Below are 19,732 nucleotides of genomic sequence, written 5' to 3'. Positions count from 1 at the left end.
TGTGGATACGCTCAACTACGCGCTGTTGCTTTTTGGCGCATTGGCCGGCGGCTTCGTCTCGGGGCTGGCCGGCTTCGGCACGGCGCTGATGGCGCTCGGCATCTGGCTCTACGTGCTGCCGCCGTCGCTCGCCGTGCCGCTGGTGCTGATCTGCTCGGTGGTCGCGCAAGCCTCGACGCTGCCCTCGATGTGGAAGAGCTTTGACCTCTCGCTGGTCTGGCCGTTCCTGATCGGCGGACTTGCCGGCGTGCCGCTGGGGACCATGATGGTCGCCCAGGCCGACCCAAAGGTGTTCAAGCTCAGCATCGGAGTGCTGTTGCTGATCTTTCCGACCGCGCTGTACCTCAACAAGCGGCCGCTCGCCTTCAAATTCGGCGGCAGGATCGCCGATGGCGCGATCGGCTTCGCCGGCGGAATCCTGGGCGGCCTTGCCGGGTTGTCGGGACCGCTGCCGATTCTGTGGGCCAACATCCGCGGCTGGAACAAGCATGAGCGGCGCGGCATCTTCCAGCTTTTCAATTTCACGGTGCTGGCGGCCGCGCTGGTGCTGCAGACGGCGTCAGGCCTGGTCGCGACGCAGGTGATCTGGCTCGCGCTGATTGCATTTCCGGGCACGCTGGTCGGCGCCTGGTGCGGCGCGCGCGTCTATCACGCGCTCAGCGACAAGCATTTTGGCGACGTCGTGCTCGGCCTGTTGTTCCTGTCGGGTGTCGGCCTGGTCTGGAACAGTGTAGGCGCGCACTAGCGCTGGGCCTTGCACAGCGCCATGCCGCCGGCGACGCCGACGCCCAGCACATAGAGCCAGCCCTCGCTGAAATCGAACAGATGCGAGTTGAACAGCGAGGACAGGATATTTTGCAGGACGACCAGTAACCCGACCCAGCTCGCAAGCCCCGCGCCGCGGAACAGAGCGAGGTGCGCGAGCCACATCGCGTAGAGCACGATGACGCCGAGTGTGCCCCATTGCACCGCGACGTTGAGGGTCTGGTTGTGGGGATCGCTGACGATCTGCGCGCGCACGCCGCTCTCGCCGATCGCGGCGTGCTCGAACAACCCGCGGGTTGCGCCGGTGCCGTGCCCGAACAGCGGCGCGTCGGCGACGAAGCGCAGCGACTTCCGCCAGAACTCCAGGCGTGAGCCCATACCGCTGACCTCGTTCTCGACAGCGGTGCGCTCATAGTCGCCGCTGAACTTGTCGACCGTGGCGCGCAGATGTGGCGAGGCGCTCCAGAGCAGCAGCGCGGCCAACGCCGCCGCTGCTCCCAGAGCGAGCGCCGTCTTCAATCGCAGATGCAGCAGCGCAACCACCGCAATCAGCACCGGCAGGGTGACCAGCGCCGTGCGCGAGACCACCACGAACATCATGTTGGCGAGGAATCCGATCGCGAGCAGCGCCAGCAACGCCGCGACACGCGTTCGACCGGCGCGAAGTTGCGCCGCGACCGGATATGCCAGCGCGAGGGCGCAGAGCGCGAATTCCTGACTCTGGTCGATATAGTTGCGTACCGCGATCCCGCTCTCGACCTTGTAGGGCCCGCGCGACAGATAGAGCTTGAGCGACAGGCTGGGCTCGATCGCGACGGCAAAGGACGTCAGCAGCAACAGCATGCAGGAGACGAGGAACGCCGCGAAGACCCAGTTGCCATGGGGCCAGCGCTCGAACTGGTAGATCAGCAGCGGCAGCACCAAAAGCTTCGCCGATGGGGCGACCGCGTGCAGACGCTCCGGCCAGGACGCATCCGACCATAGCGTGCCGGCAAGGGCGAGGACGAACAGCGCGATCGGCAGCAGGCAGATCGGGCGGAGCAGCGAGCGCGGAAATTCCCGGAGGTCGATGAACGCGAAGGCGATCAGCCAGGCCGGGAGCGCGAAGATCACGCCGGTCGTCGTCCACGGCAACAGCAGCGCGATCAGCGCGACGAAACGGGCCGGCGTCCGGTAGCGCGCCGCCCAGATCGCCGCGAGCCAAGAGGCCACCCGCCCGTTCGACGTTTCGCTCATGCCGTCCCCTCGCCTTCCCACGGCGTCAGCAAGTCTGCCGGAGCCGTGGTTGCGGGACAAGCCGGAGGAGCCTATTCGGCCGCGGTCGTGCCGACGGCCGCGACCTCCGCCTCGGCACGCACGAGACCGGCGTCCGCAGACGGGAGGCGCTTCCTGAACTCTCGGCGCAGCAGCCACACGCTCAAGAAGGCCTGCAGCGTGGTCGCCGCGATCGAGAGATACCAGACTTGCTCGATCTGGAAGTTCGGCCGCGTCGACAACCAGATCGCCGGCAGCGAGTAGGTGAGCAGGCGAGTCACCGAGCTCAACAGCACCGGCTTGGTATTGCCGAGGCCCTGGAACATGCTCGAGCAGGTGAAGATCAGGCCTTGCGCCACCATGTTGAATGAGATGATCCGCAGGAACAGGAAGGCGATCCTCATGGTCTCCCGATCGTTCGAGAATCCGGCGAGCAGGAGGTCCGGTCTCAATTGCGCCGGGATCATGAAGCCGATCATGACGACGGTCACGATCAGCGCCGCCTTGACGAAGGTCTCCCGCACGCGCGGGCCATTTCCGGCGCCGAAATTCTGGCCGGCGATCGGCCCGGCTGCGAGCGCAACCGCAAGCGCCGGCATCTGGATGAGGGCCAGCACCCGCTGACCGATCCCGAACCCCGCCTGCGCCGCCGCGCCGAAATCGCGCAGCACGTAGTAGACCACCGCCATGAAGACGAACATCATCGCGAACTCGCCGCCGGCCGGCAGGCCGACATTGAGAATCCGCTTCCAATGATGGAGCTGCGGACGCCATTGCGCGGGGTCGAAGGCGACATAGCGCTCCACCTTACGAAAATACGCATACAGCATCAGCACGCCGGTCAGAATGCCGATCGAGCTTGCGAGACCCGCGCCAGCCACGCCGAGCGGATGACCGGTGCCCCAGCCCGCGATCAAGACCGGTGCCAGCGCGATATTGACGACGACCGCAAGCGCCTGGACCAGCATGGTGGGCCGCACGATGCCGGTCGCCCGCAGCGCGGACGCCATCACCTGTATGGCAAATTGCAGCGCCAGAGCCGGCACGAACCACAGGAGATAAGTGCTGCCCGCCTCGATGGTGGCTTCGTCCGCGGCAATCGAATGCATGTAGGAGCGCGACAGCGCGGAGCCTGCGGCCAGTGTCGAGAGCCCAAACAGCACCGACAGGACGATGGCCTGGTTGAAGATCAGATTGGCGTCCGTCCGATCCTTGCGTCCCACGGCATGGGCTATCAGCGCGCCGGTCCCGACGCCGAGCACCTGCATCAGCGCATTGACGAGGAATCCCGCGTTGCCGGCCGCGGCCACGCCCGCGACGGCGGCCTCGCCCATACCGGAGACGAAATAGAGATCGACGAGCTGGCAGATCATGATCGTGACCATGCCGACCACGATCGGGGGTGCCATGGTCAGGATGTGGCTTACGATGGAGCCGCGTGTCAGGTCTTTCATGTCGTTTCCATTTGCGGCGTGGCCTTTGCGGATTCTCCATCCGTCGGCCACGCCTCCTTTCCTCATTCCGCCGCGACGTCGTGACTGAACTCGATCACCTGACGCTCGAACAGGCCGCGATAGAGTCCGCCTGGCCGCGCCGTCAGCGCCTTGTGGGTGCCCTGCTCGACGATCTCGCCGCGGTCGAACACCAGGATGCGATCGATGCTGCGCACCGTCGACAGGCGATGCGCGATCACGATCGAGGTGCGGCCCTTCATCAGCCGCTCCATCGCCTGCTGGATCAGCGCCTCCGATTCCGAATCGAGGCTCGACGTCGCCTCGTCCAGGATCAGCACCGGCGCATCCGCCAGGAACGCGCGCGCCAGCGCGACGCGCTGCCGCTCGCCGCCCGACAGTTTTACGCCGCGCTCGCCGACCAGGGTGCCGTAACCCTTGGGCAGGCGCAGGATGAAGTCGTGCGCATTCGCCAGCCGCGCCGCCTGCTCGATCGCCTCCAGGCTGGCGCCGGGCCGGCCGTAGGCGATGTTCTCGGCGAGCGAGCGGTGGAACAGGATCGGCTCCTGCTGCACGATCGCGATCTGGCTGCGCAGCGATTGCTGCGTCGCTTTCGCAATATCCTGCCCGTCGATCAGCACGCGCCCGTCAGAGACGTCGTAGAGCCGCTGCACCAGCTTGACGAAGGTCGTCTTGCCGGAGCCGGAGCGGCCGACGAGACCGACCCGCTCGCCTGCGCGGATGTCGATCGACAGACCGTCATACAGCGGCGCGCGATGGCCGCCATAGTGGAAGGTCACGTCGTCGAACACGATGCGGCCACCCTCGATCAGGATCGGCGTCGCATCCGGCGCATCGGCAATGCCGATGGGCTCGTCATGGATCGCAACCAGCTCCTCCATGTCGTTGACCGAGCGCTGCAGGTTGTTGATGTGCATCCCGACGTCACGCAGATAGGCGTGGATGATGTAGTAGCTAGTCAGCACATAGGTGACGTCGCCGGGTGAGGCGCGCCCCGCCATCCACAGCAGCACCGAGCCGCCGATCACCGACGCGCGCAGGCATAGCAGCAGCGAGAGCTGCGCCAGCGCCGTGTAGTTGTAGCGCAGCCAGGTCCGCCGCACGCGCACGCGCCAGCGCTTGATGACACGGGCGAGCCGCGCATCCTCGCGCGCCTCCGCGCCGAACGATTTCACCACCGCGTTGCAGGTCAGCGCATCGGCGAGCGTGCCGCCGACCTTGGTGTCCCAGGCATTGGAGACGCGCGCGGCCGGTGCGATGTAGCGCGTGGAGAACAGCGCCGTCATCGTCACGTAGACCAAAGCGCCGAGCGCAATCACCGCACCGAGCGAGGTCCAGTGCACCCCGAGCAGGATCATCGAGCCGACGAGCACGCTGAGGGAAGGCAATAGCGCCAGCAGGATGGTATCGTTCAAGAGATCGAGCGCCCACATGCCACGCGTGATCTTGCGCACCGTCGAGCCGGCGAACGAGTTGGCATGCCAGTCGGTCGAGAAGCGCTGCACGCGCATGAAGGCGTCCTGCGCGATGTCAGACATCAGCTTCAGCGTGAACGGCACGATCACCTGCAACCCGGACAGCCGCAGCACCATCGACGTGAAGCCGAGCGCCACGATCGCGCCGAACGCGACCAGCGCCGCATGGCGCGCGACGGGATCGTCGGGACCGTGGGTCAGGGCGTCGACGAGCCGCCCGGAGAACACCGGCATGAGGAGGTCGGCTACCGTCGCGCCCAACAGGCCGCCGGCGACCGCGAGCGCGCGCCCCGGCTGCTTCAGCCAGTGGCGGAACACGAAGGGCAGCACCACGCGTATCGCCGCGGGCTTTTTTGACAGTGCGGTCATGGCGTTGTCCGGCTGCGCTCTGGCGCAGTCCGGCTCCGTTGATGGACGCATCACGGCCACGAAGGCCGAAAACGGCGTCGCTAGATCAGGTTGTCGCTTGGGAGATGGGGCGGCCGGGGAATCGGGCCCGGTCGAAGCTGGCGAAAACGGTCTCTAGAGGACCGAGCACACACCGAGCTTGAAAAAGTGAGACATCGAGCGCGGGCGTGCGATCTGCGAATGCGTCGAAATCATGCAAATCTCTCCCCGGTTCGAGCAATGAGGCACGCTTTATAGATGTGTCGGTTGCGATTTGCAACACCGCTCGCGCAAGATGTCGCGCGAGTGTTGCAAATTTAATGCGCGTCGCCGCCGCCGGCGAGGGACGCCGGCTTGTTCAGGAGCGTCACCAGCAGGCTCAGGCTGAGATAGAACAGCGTCAGCATGAAGAAGGCATCGCCATAGCCCATCACAACGGCCTGGCGGTGCACGATCTGGGTGAGCTGCTTCATCGCCATCAGCGTGGCATCGCCCAGCCCCTGGAATTTCTGCATGAAGGTGTTGAGCGTCTCGGTCGCCGTCGCGTTGCCCCAGGTCACGCGCTCCTGAAGCCGCGTGATGTGCAGATCGGTGCGGCTGTTGAGCACGGTGTTGATCACAGCGAGGCCGACGGCGCCGCCGAGGTTGCGCATCAGGTTGAACAGGCCGGAGGCGTTCTTGACCCGGTCCGGCGGCAGCGTGCCCAGCGCGATGTTGTTGGTCGGCACCATCGCGAACATCATGCCGATGCCGCGCAGGATCTGCGGCAGCAACAGCTCGTAGAAATCGAAGTCGCGCGTGATCCAGGTCATCTGGTAGGAGCCGATCGCGAACACGATGAGCCCGAACGCGATCATGTAGCGCATGTCGAAGCGCAGCATCAGACGGCCGACGAGCGGCGCGACCAGGAACATGGTGGCACCGGAGACGAACATGGTCTCGCCGATCATCAGTGCGCTGTAGCCGCGCACTTCGGCGAGATAACGCGGATAGATATAGGTCAGGCCATAGAGCCCGATGCCGATGCAGAACTGGAGCACGCAGCCGACCGCGAAATTGCGGTTGGAAAAGGTGCGCAAATTGACGATCGGCTCCGTCGCGGTGAACACGCGCCAGAAGAAGGCGATCGCCGAGATGGCGCAGACCCAGGCGAAGATCGCGACAGACGTGTCCTGGAGCCATTCATATTGCGGGCCTTCCTCGAGCACATATTCCAGCGAGCCGAGGAAGCCGGCCATGAAGATCAGGCCCCACCAGTCGAAGCGGTCGAGCAGCTCGAAATGCGGCTCGTCGAAATCGACCAGCGTCAGCACACCCAGCGTGATGGCGATGCCGGGCACGACGTTGATGAAGAACAGCCAGTTCCACGACATCAGATCAGTGATGTAGCCGCCGACGGTCGGACCGACGGTCGGCGCCAACGTCGCGACGAGACCGATGATGGGTCCGACGATGTGGAATTTCGTGCGCGGAAACACGGTGTAGGCGGAGGCGAACACCGTCGGGATCATGCCGGCGCCCAAGAACCCCTGAAGCGCGCGCCAGAGGATCATCTCCTCGATCGAGGAGGCGAAGCCGCACAGCAAGCTCGAGAGCGTGAATCCGGCCGCCGAGATCGCAAACAGCAGCCGCGTGCCGAGCGCGCGCGACAAGAATCCCGACAGCGGGATCGCGATCACTTCGGCGATGAGATAGGCGGTCTGCACCCAGGAGACTTCGCTCTGGCTCGCCGACAGGCCCGCCTGGATCTCGGACAGCGAGGCCGAGACGATCTGGATGTCCAGGATCGACATGAACATCCCGAACACCATGATGATGAAGGCGAACAGCCGCTTCGGCGCGATGCGCTCCGAAGCGGGGTTCGCCATCATGGCGGGAGAAGCGGTGGTGGCGGTTGCCATCGTCTGGCCTCGCAGCGCTCTTCGCTTACTGCGGATGGATCATCGTGGGGTCGTCGAGATCGACCTCGCTGTCGGCGTCGACCGCGCCCTTGTTGGTGTCCACGGTCGCGTAGACCGACATGCCGGCGCGGAGCAGGTTCTGGCGCGCGACCGACTTCGGCACGCGGACGCGGACCGGCACGCGCTGCACGATCTTGGTGAAATTGCCGGTGGCGTTGTCCGGCGGCAGCAGCGTGAACACCGAGCCCGCGCCCGCAGCGATGCTGTCGACCACGCCGCTGAATTTGCGCATGCCGTAGGCATCGACCTTGATCGTCACCGGCTGGCCGGGACGGATGCGCTTGAGCTGGGTTTCCTTGAAATTGGCGTCGATATAGACCTCGTCGAGCGGCACGATGTTGCCGAGCCGCTGGCCGACCGCGACGAAGTCACCGGTGTTGACGAGGCGGTTGGAGAAGGTGCCGTCGACCGGCGCGCGCACCGAGGTGAAGCTGAGGTCGCGTTCGGCCTTCGCGAGCGCGGTCTTCAACTCCGCAAGCTGCGCCTGCGCTTCGGCCTGCTGTGCCTTGGCAACGTCGACATTGCTGACTGCGACGTCGTAAGCGGCCTGCGCGGCCTTGACCGCGGCGGCGCCCTGGTCGCGTCCGGCTTCCGAGGTTTCGAACGTCGCGCGCGAGGCAAAGCCCTTGCTGCTCAGCGCCTGCTGGCGCTCATAGTCGAGGTCGGCGCGCTTGAGGCCGGCTTCGGCGGAAACGAGCTGCGCCTTCGCCTGCACGACCTGGCTGTCGAGCGCTGCGACCTGGCGGCCGATGCGATCGATGGTGGCCTGCTGGGTCGCGATCTTGGTCGCGGCGGCGTCGACTGCGATCTTGTAGTCACCGTCATCGATGCGGAAGACGACGTCGCCGGCATGCACCAGCGTGTTGTCGCCGGGCAGGATCGAGGAGATGTGGCCGGCAACGCGCGCACCCAGCATGGTGTTGTTGGCGCGCACATAGGCGTCATCGGTCGAGACGTAGAAGCGGCCGACCAGCGTGTAGTAGCCGGCATAGCTCGCGGCCGCGAGCGCAAGCAGAAGGCCGACGCCCATCAGGACGAATTTGCGCTTGCCGGATTTCGACGGGGCGGCGCTCGGTGCAGGCGCTCCGGTTGCCGGCATAGCCGGGGCGGGCTTCTCGATTGCCGGCTTCTCCGGTGTTTCGGCCGTGCGGCGCTTGCTCTCTTCGGCCACGGTCCGCAACTGCTCGGCCAGTGCCGCATTGTCGCTCGCGGCTTCGCCCTGAGCTGGCGCTTGCTCCAGCGAATCCTGGCGAAGGATGCGCGCGGCCTGGTCTCTCGATACGGCCATAAAGGCCTCCCCACAAAAACACGCGATCGGGCGGTCCGCGATGCGGCCCCATTGCCTTCGCAGAACGACAAATAGCATTGACCGAACCGTTCGGTCAATATACATTATTCCCCGGCCGGACCCTAGTGGCGGGAATCCTTGCTTTGGGTTTCCGGCGCCAAAAACCTCAGGGAACCCTGAATCAATGGTTGCAGCCATTCGCGACACCGTCGCTATCGTCTCCGAGGAGGACAGCTCCAAGCGCCGCCAGATTCTCGATGGCGCCCGCAGGGTGTTCATGGACCTCGGCTTCGACGGCGCCAGCATGGGCGAGATCGCGCGCGCGGCCGCCGTCTCCAAGGGCACGCTCTACGTCTACTTCGCCGACAAATGCGCGCTGTTCGAAGCCATCCTCGAGGAGGAAGCGCTTCAGCACGGCCAGGTCGTCTTCAACTTCGACCCCGCGCGCGATGCAGAGACCACGCTGAAGGAATTCGGCCAGGCCTATATCCATTTGCTGTGCCGGCCCGGCGGCGGATCGGCGATCCGCACCGTGATGGCGATCGCCGAGCGCATGCCGGATGTCGGCCGCCGCTACTATGGACGGGTGCTGGACAAGACCATCAACCGGCTCGCCGACTATCTGAAGGCGCATGTGGCATCCGGCGACCTTGCGATCGACGATTGCGACCTCGCCGCCTCCCAGTTCATGGAATTGTGCAAGGCCTCGCTGTTTCTGCCCTTCGTCTTCCAGGCCGCGCCGGCCCCATCGGAAGAGCGCATGACCGAGGTGGTCGACAGCGCGACGCGGATGTTTCTGGCGGCGTACCGGGGGAAGTGAGAACGGCAAGGCCGTACACCTAACCACGTCATTGCGAGCGCAGCGAAGCAATCCAGACTATCTCCGCGGAAAGATTCTGGATTGCTTCGCTGCGCTCGCAATGACGAAACCTGTTCAGAACCACCGCGTTGCGCATGCGCACCACGTGACGCTATAAATAAGCCATGCCTCCTGATCTTCGCCTTCACCGCACGCCGGTCGACGTTCTCAACTATGAGATCGTCCAGGAGCAGGCCTCTGCGTTCGTGCGGATGGGACGGGCGCTGGAACAAGCGCTCGCGAAGCTGCGCGAATTCGATGCCGCCCATCCGCCCTCGGACGCGCCGGCATCGACGCAGCAGGCGCGGCGCGCCCTGGTGATGGAGGCGGGCCACGCGCTCTGGATGTTCGTGGTGCAGCGGGAGGCGTGCGGCATGCGCGACAGCCGCCCCGTCATGCGCGATTACAATGTGCCTGGCGAGGTGCAGCGCTGCATGGGGCTGGTCCCGGCGCCGTCGATGCGGGCCGCAAGACTCAGATCATGATCACCCTCGGTCGCCATCGCGCGCTTGTGCACGACGCCTGGAGCGAGTTGGCTGTTCGCACCGCTATCGATGACATCGTTGCCGATGCCATCGCTGATTTCGATCCCGAGACGTTTTGGCCCGGTCACCCCGGCGATGATTGGGTGGGAGACGGCAACCCCAGCTTCTACTATGGCGCGGCAGGTGTGATCTGGGCGCTCGACTATTTGCATCGTGTCGGCGCGAGCCTTGTCGCTGAAGACTTTCGCCCGGTGCTGCCGAAGCTCCTGGAGCGGACTTCCGCCAGGTTCGAGAGCAATTCGCCGGCCGGCTATGCCAAGCATGGCTCGCTGCTTTTTGGCGACATGGGAGCCGGACTTCTCGCCATGCGTCTTGCTCCCACGTCAAGCCTGGCCGATCTCGTGCATGTGCGCGCAGAAGCAAATATCGAGCTCCCGATCCGTGAACTGATGTGGGGCATGCCCGGATCCATGCTGGCCGCGATCCACATGGCCGAGATGACACGGGAGCCGCAATGGCGCGGGCTCTTCGAAGCGCAGGCGGCCCGGCTGTTAGCCGATCTGGAGGAGACGCCACAAGGTCCGCTCTGGACACAAGATCTTTACGGCGCCAACGACCGCTGGCTTGGGCCAGTACACGGCTTCGCCGGCAACGTCATTCCGTTGATGCGCGGATGGGACTGGTTGACGCCCGCGCAGCAGGAGCAGGTGGCCGATTTTGTGCCGAGAAGCCTCGCAGCGAATGCGTGGCGCTCTGAGGTCGGAACCAATTGGGGCGCGAAAAGCAAGCGCGAGACGCCGCCGACCTTGTGCCAGCACTGCCACGGCGCACCAGGCATGGTGACGACATTTGCCGACGCGCCGTTCGCGACACCTGACCTTGATGAACTTCTGTTGGATGCCGGCCGATTCACCTGGACCGCCGGACCGCTGACCAAGGGGTCGAATCTATGCCACGGCACCGGCGGGAACGGCTACGCATTCCTCAAACTTTATCGCCGCACAAACGATCCAGTCTGGCTGGACCGTGCGCGCCAATTCGCCATGACGGCCATCGTCCAGTATCGCGGCGCCAAGCACGTCGTCGGCCGCGGACGCTATTCGCTTTGGACCGGCGACGTCGGCCTGGCGATATACCTTTGGGACTGCATCACCGGAGAGCCGCGTTTCCCGACAATCGACGTGTTCTGATCCGAGGTGTGGCTGACCAGGCCCCGACAGCCATCAGAACGACATTGGTCGGGCACGAGGCGCAAGCGACCGCCACCGCATAGCATTCGGGCGTGTTCATAGTTGTCTACCGGGCGCACTGAAACAGTCTTGAACTGCCTGACTACCAGGCGCCGACGGCAATCAAGACGGCAATGGTCAGCACAAAAATGCAGACGATCGTCGCTGGGACAGTAAGCCAATCGGGTGTCATCGTTGCCTCCCGAACGGTTCTGCCGAAAGCTTAAATGGTCGGCTCGAAAGAGACTATGAAGTAGCCGACACCCAGCAAATGAACTGCATTTTCAATCTGAGGACGCTGAGCGTCACCTCGTGCGCTCTTGGTTGATCGCGCGCATCGTGCGGCGCGAGCTTCGCGACCATCGTCCGCCGTGCCTGCGTCCCCCTACTCGTCCTCGAATTCGTCTTCCTCGTTGACCTTCTCGCGCTTGGCTTTGCGACCGAGCGAGCCGGTCACGTAGGGATCGCGGGAGTTGGCGTAAGGATTACGCTGCTGCGCGCGGGCGGCGACCTCGTCGCCGGAGACGGCGGCCGGCTGGCAGATCAGGCGGCGGCTGGCGCGGCGCATCAGATCGACGTGGATGTGATCATAGTGATAGACGTTGGAGCCCGGCGCGAGCACGGTGGTGAAATGCGCGCACGCGCCGGACTGCACGTCGCGCAGAAAGCCCTGCTCCTCCGGCAGGCCGCGCCAGCCGTCCTTCACCGAGATGCGGCGGCCATCGGCGAGCGTGAACGCGGCGATGTCGAGCGCATTGCCGAACGCGTGCTCTGAGATGTGGGCGTGCGGATTGCCATTCATGCCGCGGCAGGAATAGGCGGAGATCTGCTTGATCTCGACCACGCGCTGGCCGAACCAGCGCATCGCCGAGGGCTGCACAGTGTCGGCGAACCAGCGGTCGAGCTCGGAGACGATCGGACAGGCCAGCGTCGCGGTCGGCTTCACCGCGACCGGGCCGACGGCGCCGACCGGACTTCCCTGCGCAGGACCAAGCCGCGGCAAGGGCTGCTGCTCGGGACGCTGTGAATAAGATGGCTGCGATTGCGACGGGTAATTCGGCCGCGCCGGATAGCTCGGTGCGTTCATGTAGCGCGCCGCTCCCGCCGCATCGGTGCCCTCGGGCGGCAGGTCAATCTCGTCCTCCTCCGGCGGCGCGACGCCGGGCGCGCTGAGCGAGATCGGGCCTGAGGCTCCGCCATAGCCGGACGGCTGGTTTTGACGCTGCGGATAGCTCGAGGCGTTCGGATAGGCCTGGTTCGGATAGTTCTGGCCTTGCGGATAGCTCGGCTGACTTCCCGGCCAGCGCGGCTGGTTGCCGATGCTCGCCGGCGGACGCAGCTCCTCATCGGCAAAGCCAAAGCTGCTGCTCGCTTCGCCGATGGCGGCCACTTTCAGCGGAAACTCGGCTCCACAGGCGCCAGGGCCGGAGATCGGCTCGATGCGGACGATCTCGGCGCTCTCTTTCACCGCGCCGGATTTCAGGCAGGCGGCTTCCGCCTCGGCCCGCCACGGTTCGCGTTCGGCCTGGAAGAAGCCGCGTCCGCAACCCGCAAGCGAAACAAGGACGATGGAGCCGACGAGATACAAACGAACTCCGCGCGTCATGCACGCACGTTCGGTGAATTTACTTAAGGACTCTTCAACGCATTGATTTTACGTTTCTTTAACCATACGGGCCGGCCCGTTTTGGCGGACGCGGCGGGTAAGCGACACCAGGACTGACTTTTTCGCCGACGGACTCTCCGTTAACTTGTTGGTTGCGCGCAAAGACGCGCGAACAGAGGGAGCTCCTTTATGACGTTCGTCGGCAGACTGAGCGTTGTGACCGCGTACCTCGCGATAGCCTTTGTCGGAGCCATCGTGCTCGGCGTGATCTAGTTTCCAGACATCGACGACAGGTAGCGGGAGCGCGCGCGATCTCGCGCGCGGGTCATGGTGCGCCGAGCCAGACGCGGCAGAGTTCAGTCGTAATTCGAGCACTCCGATCCCGTGACGCCGCCGATCTTGAAATCGCGGCACATCATGCCGGAATTGTCGGGGTCCGGATAGCGGTCGTCCTTCCGGCGAACCGTATGGCTGAAGCGCCAGCCGCGCGACAGCATACAGCGCTTGTAGTCGCGTGACGTCACCGTGCCGTTCTGCGGCTTGCCGAACTGCGCGTCACAGAACGCGCCGTCCACCTGCAATTCGTCGTGGCCGCGCGACTGCTTCAACACGTTGCGATAGATATCGGTGTCGGCACGCGCCGTGGCGACGCTACCGGCGAGCAGCGCGGCGACGAGGATGAGGCGGGACATGATTGAAAGCTCCTTTGCAGACCGTGTTCATCCATCGGTCGCATGCAAGGGAGACGCGGGTTCGCTGAGAGACGATTACAAATTTGATAGGCGCGACGCGGCGCGCTCCTGTCCCTTCTCCCCTTGCGGGAGAAGGTGGCGCGAAGCGCCGGATGAGGGGTTCTATCCGCGCTTACAGATGCGCATGAGTTCGCGGAGAGAGACCCCTCACCCGGCTTCGATGCTTCGCATCGAATCCACCCTCTCCCACAGGGGGCGAGGGTGCAGCGGTCGCGTGGCACGAAAGTCAGTCAGCTGCACCCAACGAATGTGAAGCAGCTCACTCCGACGGCGCCGACGCCTGTGACATCAGTCACGGAAGCCGCGGCGGGCCCCGCATAAGGTCGAACCACGCTCAGTCGATCACCGACATCCGGCCACACCGTTTCCACGCTGCATTTGGGAGGCTGCCATGACAAGGCTTTCTGTCGCCGCTACCGCGCTCTTCCTCGCTTCGACCGCAATCGCCCATGCCGGCAATGCGATCTCCTTCGAGATCGAAGGGCAGCGCATCCATATCCAGGCCCCGCGAAACTGCGCCTCGCTGAACTGCGTCACCATCGTGGCGCCCGGCCTGTCGAAGAAGCCGATCAGGCTGAACAACATCAACCTCAACGGATTCGGCTCCAAGGACGATGACGACACAGCGTCGTCGAGCACGACGACTACGGCCCCGCCGGCTCCGGCGCCCGCCGCACAGCAACCGGCGCCGCAACCCCAGGTCCAGGCGACCGTCCATGCCGCTCCGATCGTGACCGCGCCGCCCGCGCCGTCCCCGACCGTTGCCCCACCGGCCACCACCGCGGCCGTCGACGCCAATGTCACGCCACAAGCGGCCCCGGTTGCACCGCCGGCACCGGTTGCCGCACCAGTCGCGCTCGCGCCGACGCCTGTTGCGGCTGCGCCCGCCCCCGCTTCGACCACGCCGCTCGGCGTGTGGGCGACCGAGGAGAACAAGGGCAATGTGCGCGTCGAACAATGCGGCGCCAATCTCTGCGGCTATGCCGAGAAGACCAACGAGAAGATCCTGATCAACATGAAGCCCGATGGCGCCAAGTGGAGCGGCCGCATCCACGATCCCGATTCGGGGCGCAACTACGACTCGACGATCGCGATGAAGGGCTCGAACCTGCTCCGCGTGCAGGGCTGCGCCTTCGGCGGCATGTTCTGCGGCGGCCAGACCTGGAAGCGCGTGAGCTGACGCGCGGAGCGCGTCACCCTCGACGCCGCTGGCAAGCCTTCTTGTTCTCATAATGGCGCCACGTCCCGAAATCCGGGACGTGGCGTTTGAACGTTGGCAGCGCCTGTGCGACAGATGTTCATCCGCCATTCAGCCATCTCCGGCTGAAATCGGCGGATCTCGCCTCGTGTCTTCACCGGGACCTCACTGTGGCTTTGATGCTGGCTTGGCGCCGCTGCGTGCTCGCGCTTCCGCTGCTGGTTGTTTCGTTGGCCGGCGCGACGGACGCATGCGCATCCGACGCGACCCAGCTCGCGCAGGCGCAGCCGGCGGCGCAGGCATCGCCGACACCGTCTCCCTCTCCGACATCAGCAACACCGGCGCCTGACGCGCAAACCGCCGCGTCCCAAGAGCCGATCGGCAACGTCGCCACCGTGACGGGGATCGCGACCGTGATCCGCGACAAGAATTCCTATCCGCTGAAGGCGCGCGACGACATCTATCTCAATGACGTCGTGCAGACCGCCTCGAACTCCTCGCTCAGCATCGCCTTCAACGATTCCACCACTTTCAATCTGTCCGCCAGCGCCAAGATCGCGATCGACAACTACGTCTACGAGGACGGCGGCAAGCAGAATTCCGCGATCTTCGACGTCGGCAAGGGCACGGTCGCCTTCGTCGCCGCGGCGGTGGCCAAGACCGGCGACATGAAGATCACGACGCCGACGGCGACGCTCGGCATCCGCGGCACCACCGGCGTCATCGAGGTGCCGGCGGACGGAAGCGCTGCGGCGGCCGCGACCAACAACGTCAACATCAAGCTCTATCCTGACGCCGACGGCAGGGTCGGCCACATCGACGTCAACGACCGCACCAGCGGCGCGCGGCTCGGCGCGCTGACGCAAGGCGCATCCGGCTTTGCGATCCGGCCCGGCACGGGCGGGGCGCGTTTTGCCGCGGTGCCGATCACGATTGCTCCGCAACAGGTCGCGCGCGACCGCGTCTTCGTGAGCCAGGTGCACCAGGCCCAGACCACCGGTCGGCAGATCGTCACCGAGCAGCGCGAATTCCGCAGGGCCAATCCGGGCGCGACCCCGCGCATTCCGCGGCCGGTCCAGCCGGCGGCGCCGCAGCAGCAACAGCCGCGGCCGAATGGTCAGCCGGGCCAACAGCCGCAGCGGCCCAATGGCCAGCCCGGACAGAACAACCGTCCGGGTCAGCAGCAGCAACCGGGTGCGCCGAACCGTCAGGGCACGCAGCAGCCGCAGCGGCAAGGACAAGGCGGCGCGGGTCAGCCGGGCACGCCGCGCACCGGGCAAGGCCAGCAGCAGGGCGCACCGCGCGCCGGACAGGCGCCGGGCGGTGTGACCAATCCACAAGCGCCGCGCAGCGGACAGGCTCCGTTGTCGCAGCCGGGCACGACGCCACAGCAAGGCGCAACGCCCGCGCCGCAGTCACCACGCAGCGGCCAGCAGGGTCAGCCCGTGCCCAACGCCGTCCAGCCGCAGCAAGGCGGCATGCAGCGGCAAGGCGGATTGCAGCAGCGCCTGCCGGGCCTGCAACGCCCGGCACCGCGCAAGCCCGCGCCGCCGCCGAAGGAGAATAAAGAGCGGAGGTAGGTCGGAGTGTTTCCGCAAGCGGCGGTGCACTCCCTCTCCCCGTTCTTACGCCTCGCCGCGGAGCCAGGCCTTCACCTTCTGCAGCAAGCCATGGCGCAGCTCCTCGACTGACGCCGCCTCCGCGGGCGTCAGCGTCTGCATCGCGGCATCGACGTCGTCCATGGCAAGTGGCGGCGTAGTTTCAGCATCGGCCGGCGCGAGACCGGCGGCGGCGAGCGCGATCGGGCCGACATGAATGAGGAACGCGCGCTCATATTCGCGCGACAGCCGCGCGACCGCATCCTCGAGCGGCAACCAGTCGACCGCCTTGATGTCGTTCATCAGCTTGCGGACCGGGCCGCCGTCCGCTTCCATGCGCCAGAAATGCACGATCTTGGAACGGCCGCCGGATGGATAGGCGAGCGTGCCCAGAAATTCGTGGATGGCGACCTCGTGGCCGGTCTCTTCCAGCACCTCGCGGTGCGCGGCTTCTTTCGGCGTCTCCTCATCGTCGAGCTTGCCCTTGGGCAAAACCCATTCGTTGCGTTTGCGCTGGCGCACCACCGCGATCAGCGGCGCGTCACGCCGCAGCACAATTCCTCCTGCCGCCAGAACCGGCGCCCGCGCCATCCCTCAATACCCGTCGTGTCGATCGAATCGTCCCCGCGGACGACATAGGTCGCCGACACGGCGGATTGAAGGCTACTTCCGGCGCAATAGCCCCTGCCCCGCACGGATGCGCGTGCCCTCGGCAATCCCGTCGCAGAACGTGAAATCGCCGGGAGCAAGGATGATGATGGTCGAGCCGTGCTCGAACCAGCCGAGCTCCTCGCCTTTCTTCACCTTGACGTCGCACGGGAAATTGACCGGGCCGCGGCTCTGCGCATTGAGCACCATGTCGAGGAAGTGCAGCCGGATGCTCGCGACGAGAATAGCCGCCACCGGCACCAGCGTCACCGCCTCGCCGCTCGACAAATGCGTGCGGATCACCGCGCGCTCGTTCTTGCAGAACAGACGCTCGACCCGCTTCAGCGCGATCGGGTTGACGTTCCAGACATCGCCATGGATCAGCGTGACGCGCTCGATATGCGCGTCGTAAGGCGCATGGAAGCGGTGGTACATGCTCGAGGTCAGCCGCAGCGTGACGAACGAGCCGTTGCGATGCTGCTCGACCAAAGCGGGATCGCCGAGGAGGTCGAGCAGCGAATAGGGCGCGCCCTTGACCTGGAACAGCTCGGTATCGGCAATCCTGCCGTGGGCGCCGACGATACCGTCGGAGGGACTGGCGACGATCGCGGGGTCCGGTTCGTAAGGCCGCAGCCCCGGCTTCAGCTCCCGCGTGAAGCAGTCGTGCAGACTCTTGAATTGGGTCTTGCGCGCTTCCGACAGATCGAGGTCGGAGAACAGCTTCCACAGCGCGATCGAGCCGTCCCGCACCAGGGGATTCTCGATCTTGGAGAACCAGCCCATGAAACGGGTCAGCGCGGCGCGCGGAATGCGGTTGGTCAGCAGGAAATTGAGGTCTTCCTGCTGGGTGAAAGAGGCGATGAGGGCTTTGACTGTCATGAATCTGTCAGCAGGTAGGGTTAGCGCTTGTTGTCATGGAAACGACACTCCCGATTCTCTCATTGTCCGTGGCCGCCGCAGCGTCCGCTGCCGCCGCCTTCCCGAAGATCAAGGCGCGCATCGAACTCTCCCGCGCCAAGCACCGCTCGCTCTCCGGGCATTCCAAGATGTCGCGCCGAGTGGCGCGGCTGATCCCGTTCTACGAGTTCGAGGGCGACGACTATTTCGCCTGTGACGGCGCGCCGGCGAATGTCGCAGCGCAGCGCCACGACGGCTTCTTTCGCCTCGCCGGTCTCTACGCCGCGCGCTATGCCAAGGGCCGTGCGCTGACGAAGGAGGCGGCGGAACGAATCTCCGACCTGCAATTCACCGAAAGCTACCGCGTGCCGTTCCAGTTCTCCCGCCTCGTGCGTGAGAACCTGGGTACATCGAGCTTCATGCAGTCGTCCGACGGCGTCACCGTCACCGATCTCGACGGCAACGTCTCCTACGACCTCACCGGCTCCTACGGAGTCAACATCTTCGGCAACGACTTCTACAAGGAATGCATCGGGGAAGGCGAGAAGCGCGCCCATGCGCTCGGGCCCGTGCTCGGCCCCTACCATCCCGTGATCGCCGAGAACGTGACGCGGCTCTGCCAGATCTCGGGCCTCGACGAAGTCTCGTTCCACATGTCCGGCACCGAAGCCGTCATGCAGGCCGTGCGCCTTGCGCGCTACCACACCAAGCGCACGCACCTCGTGCGCTTCGCCGGCGCCTATCACGGCTGGTGGGGCGACGTGCAGCCCGGCGTCGGCAACCCCATTGCCGCGCACGAGACCTACACGCTCGCCGAAATGTCGGAGAAAACGCTGCACGTGCTGCGCACGCGGTGCGACATCGCCTGCGTCTTGGTCAATCCGCTCCAGGCGCTGCATCCGAATGCGAGCGCGCCCGGCGATTCCTCGCTGGTCGACAGCTCGCGCGGCGGCAACTTCGACCGTGACGCCTATGGCGCCTGGTTGAAGAAGCTGCGTGAGGTCTGCACCGAACGCGGCATCGTGCTGATCTTCGACGAGGTCTTCGTCGGCTTCCGTCTCGCTCCCGGTGGCGCCCAGGAATATTTTGGCGTGCGCGCCGACATGGTGACCTACGGCAAGAGCCTCGCCGGCGGCCTGCCGGTCGGCGTGGTCTGCGGTCGCAAGGACCTGATGCGCCGCTTCCGCGACGATCGTCCCGCCGACGTCTGCTTTGCCCGCGGCACCTTCAACTCGCATCCCTACGTGATGACGGCGATGGACGAGTTCTTGAGCCGGCTCGCCAGCCCGAACTTCCGCGCGATCTATGACGGGCTGGATGCGACCTGGAACGGCCGCGCGCAAAAGCTCAACCAGATGCTGACCGACGCGGACCTGCCCGTGCGCGTCGCCAACCTGTCCTCGATCTGGACGGTGAAATACACCGAACCGTCCCGCTACAACTGGATGCTGCAGTACTATCTGCGCGCCGAGGGCCTCGCCTTGAGCTGGGTCGGCACGGGACGCCTGATTTTCAGCCTCAATTACACCGACGCCGACTTCACCGAGGTCGCCGAACGCTTCGTCCGCGCCGCGGAGAAGATGAAAGCGGACGGCTTCTGGTGGCACGATGCTGGCCTCACTAACAAGCGCATCAAGCGGCAGATCCTGAAAGAGATGCTGGCCAAGCGCTTCCGGCGCTGAGGCTTTCGCTTCCACACCAATCACCATCATTCCGGGGCGGTCCGCAGGACCGAACCCGGAATCTCGAGATTCTCTGGTGCGCAACGGCGCACCAGAGTTCGGCTCTTCGAGCCGCCCCGAAATGACGGTACTCGAGGCAGCCCCCAAGACGTGGATGCCCGGGACGAGCCCGGGCA

At 65.3% G+C, this 19,732-nt stretch carries 16 protein-coding genes; 7 read left to right on the top strand and 9 right to left on the bottom strand.

The window, feature by feature from the left end; translation table 11 throughout:
* Position 1 precedes the first annotated feature (1 nt).
* Positions 2-745 (top strand): sulfite exporter TauE/SafE family protein, encoded by a 744-nt coding sequence (locus tag NLN62_RS29480; protein ID WP_027522361.1) that lies wholly within the window; start codon positions 2-4, stop codon positions 743-745.
* Here the strand turns inward: NLN62_RS29480 and NLN62_RS29475 are convergent.
* The 5 genes from NLN62_RS29475 to NLN62_RS29455 form a co-directional block, all read right to left on the bottom strand.
* On the bottom strand, positions 742-2,001 hold the full coding sequence (locus NLN62_RS29475) for an O-antigen ligase (RefSeq protein ID WP_254111175.1): 1,260 nt from the start codon (positions 1,999-2,001) through the stop codon (positions 742-744). The two genes, NLN62_RS29480 and NLN62_RS29475, sit on opposite strands and share 4 nt — an antisense overlap.
* Before the next feature lie 71 nt (positions 2,002-2,072).
* The gene (locus NLN62_RS29470) at positions 2,073-3,473 is read right to left on the bottom strand and encodes an MATE family efflux transporter (protein WP_027522363.1); all 1,401 of its coding nucleotides are present in this window, start codon (positions 3,471-3,473) and stop codon (positions 2,073-2,075) included.
* Between the two features lie 62 nt (positions 3,474-3,535).
* The gene (locus NLN62_RS29465; protein WP_027522364.1) at positions 3,536-5,335 is read right to left on the bottom strand and encodes an ABC transporter ATP-binding protein; all 1,800 of its coding nucleotides are present in this window, start codon (positions 5,333-5,335) and stop codon (positions 3,536-3,538) included.
* Between the two features lie 335 nt (positions 5,336-5,670).
* Positions 5,671-7,254 carry a DHA2 family efflux MFS transporter permease subunit gene (locus tag NLN62_RS29460; RefSeq protein ID WP_027522365.1) on the bottom strand — a complete coding sequence of 528 codons (1,584 nt, stop codon included), beginning with the start codon at positions 7,252-7,254 and terminating at the stop codon, positions 5,671-5,673.
* A gap of 25 nt (positions 7,255-7,279) precedes the next feature.
* Positions 7,280-8,602, bottom strand: a complete 1,323-nt coding sequence (locus NLN62_RS29455) for an HlyD family secretion protein (protein WP_027522366.1) — start codon at positions 8,600-8,602, stop codon at positions 7,280-7,282.
* A 184-nt stretch (positions 8,603-8,786) separates the two neighbouring features.
* On the opposite strand from NLN62_RS29455, the gene NLN62_RS29450 reads away from it, so the two are divergent.
* From NLN62_RS29450 to NLN62_RS29440, 3 genes are all read left to right on the top strand, one after another.
* On the top strand, positions 8,787-9,422 hold the full coding sequence (locus NLN62_RS29450; protein ID WP_027522367.1) for a TetR/AcrR family transcriptional regulator: 636 nt from the start codon (positions 8,787-8,789) through the stop codon (positions 9,420-9,422).
* Between the two features lie 164 nt (positions 9,423-9,586).
* Complete coding sequence (locus tag NLN62_RS29445) at positions 9,587-9,946, top strand: DUF6665 family protein (RefSeq protein WP_254111174.1); 360 nt, start codon at positions 9,587-9,589, stop codon at positions 9,944-9,946.
* Positions 9,943-11,136 carry a LanC-like protein gene (locus tag NLN62_RS29440; protein WP_027522369.1) on the top strand — a complete coding sequence of 398 codons (1,194 nt, stop codon included), beginning with the start codon at positions 9,943-9,945 and terminating at the stop codon, positions 11,134-11,136. Before NLN62_RS29445 ends, NLN62_RS29440 begins: the two co-directional genes overlap by 4 nt.
* Before the next feature lie 424 nt (positions 11,137-11,560).
* On the opposite strand, the gene NLN62_RS29435 is transcribed toward NLN62_RS29440, so the two are convergent.
* Together NLN62_RS29435 and NLN62_RS29430 are read right to left on the bottom strand one after the other, a co-directional pair.
* Complete coding sequence (locus NLN62_RS29435; protein ID WP_027522370.1) at positions 11,561-12,781, bottom strand: extensin family protein; 1,221 nt, start codon at positions 12,779-12,781, stop codon at positions 11,561-11,563.
* 356 nt (positions 12,782-13,137) lie between these two features.
* On the bottom strand, positions 13,138-13,473 hold the full coding sequence (locus NLN62_RS29430; protein WP_027522371.1) for a hypothetical protein: 336 nt from the start codon (positions 13,471-13,473) through the stop codon (positions 13,138-13,140).
* Positions 13,474-13,924: 451 nt separating this feature from the next.
* On the opposite strand from NLN62_RS29430, the gene NLN62_RS29425 reads away from it, so the two are divergent.
* Together NLN62_RS29425 and NLN62_RS29420 are read left to right on the top strand one after the other, a co-directional pair.
* Entirely contained in the window at positions 13,925-14,713 is a 789-nt protein-coding gene (locus NLN62_RS29425; RefSeq protein ID WP_027522372.1) for a DUF2147 domain-containing protein, read from the top strand.
* Between the two features lie 197 nt (positions 14,714-14,910).
* Positions 14,911-16,311, top strand: coding sequence for a FecR domain-containing protein (locus tag NLN62_RS29420; protein WP_254111173.1), 1,401 nt, complete (start codon positions 14,911-14,913; stop codon positions 16,309-16,311).
* Positions 16,312-16,356: 45 nt separating this feature from the next.
* Here NLN62_RS29420 and NLN62_RS29415 read toward each other — a convergent pair whose 3' ends face one another.
* Positions 16,357-16,920: an NUDIX hydrolase gene (locus tag NLN62_RS29415; RefSeq protein WP_027522374.1), complete on the bottom strand. Its 564-nt coding sequence runs from the start codon at positions 16,918-16,920 to the stop codon at positions 16,357-16,359.
* A gap of 72 nt (positions 16,921-16,992) precedes the next feature.
* The gene (gene asd / locus NLN62_RS29410; RefSeq protein WP_027522375.1) at positions 16,993-17,856 is read right to left on the bottom strand and encodes an archaetidylserine decarboxylase; all 864 of its coding nucleotides are present in this window, start codon (positions 17,854-17,856) and stop codon (positions 16,993-16,995) included.
* A 35-nt stretch (positions 17,857-17,891) separates the two neighbouring features.
* Between asd and NLN62_RS29405 the strand changes: the two genes are divergently transcribed.
* Positions 17,892-19,556: an aminotransferase class III-fold pyridoxal phosphate-dependent enzyme gene (locus NLN62_RS29405; protein ID WP_254111172.1), complete on the top strand. Its 1,665-nt coding sequence runs from the start codon at positions 17,892-17,894 to the stop codon at positions 19,554-19,556.
* The last annotated feature ends 176 nt before the right edge of the window (positions 19,557-19,732 follow it).

Source organism: Bradyrhizobium sp. CCGUVB23, assembly GCF_024199885.1.
GTDB lineage: Bacteria > Pseudomonadota > Alphaproteobacteria > Rhizobiales > Xanthobacteraceae > Bradyrhizobium.
This window is presented reverse-complemented; position numbering and strand designations above follow the sequence as displayed.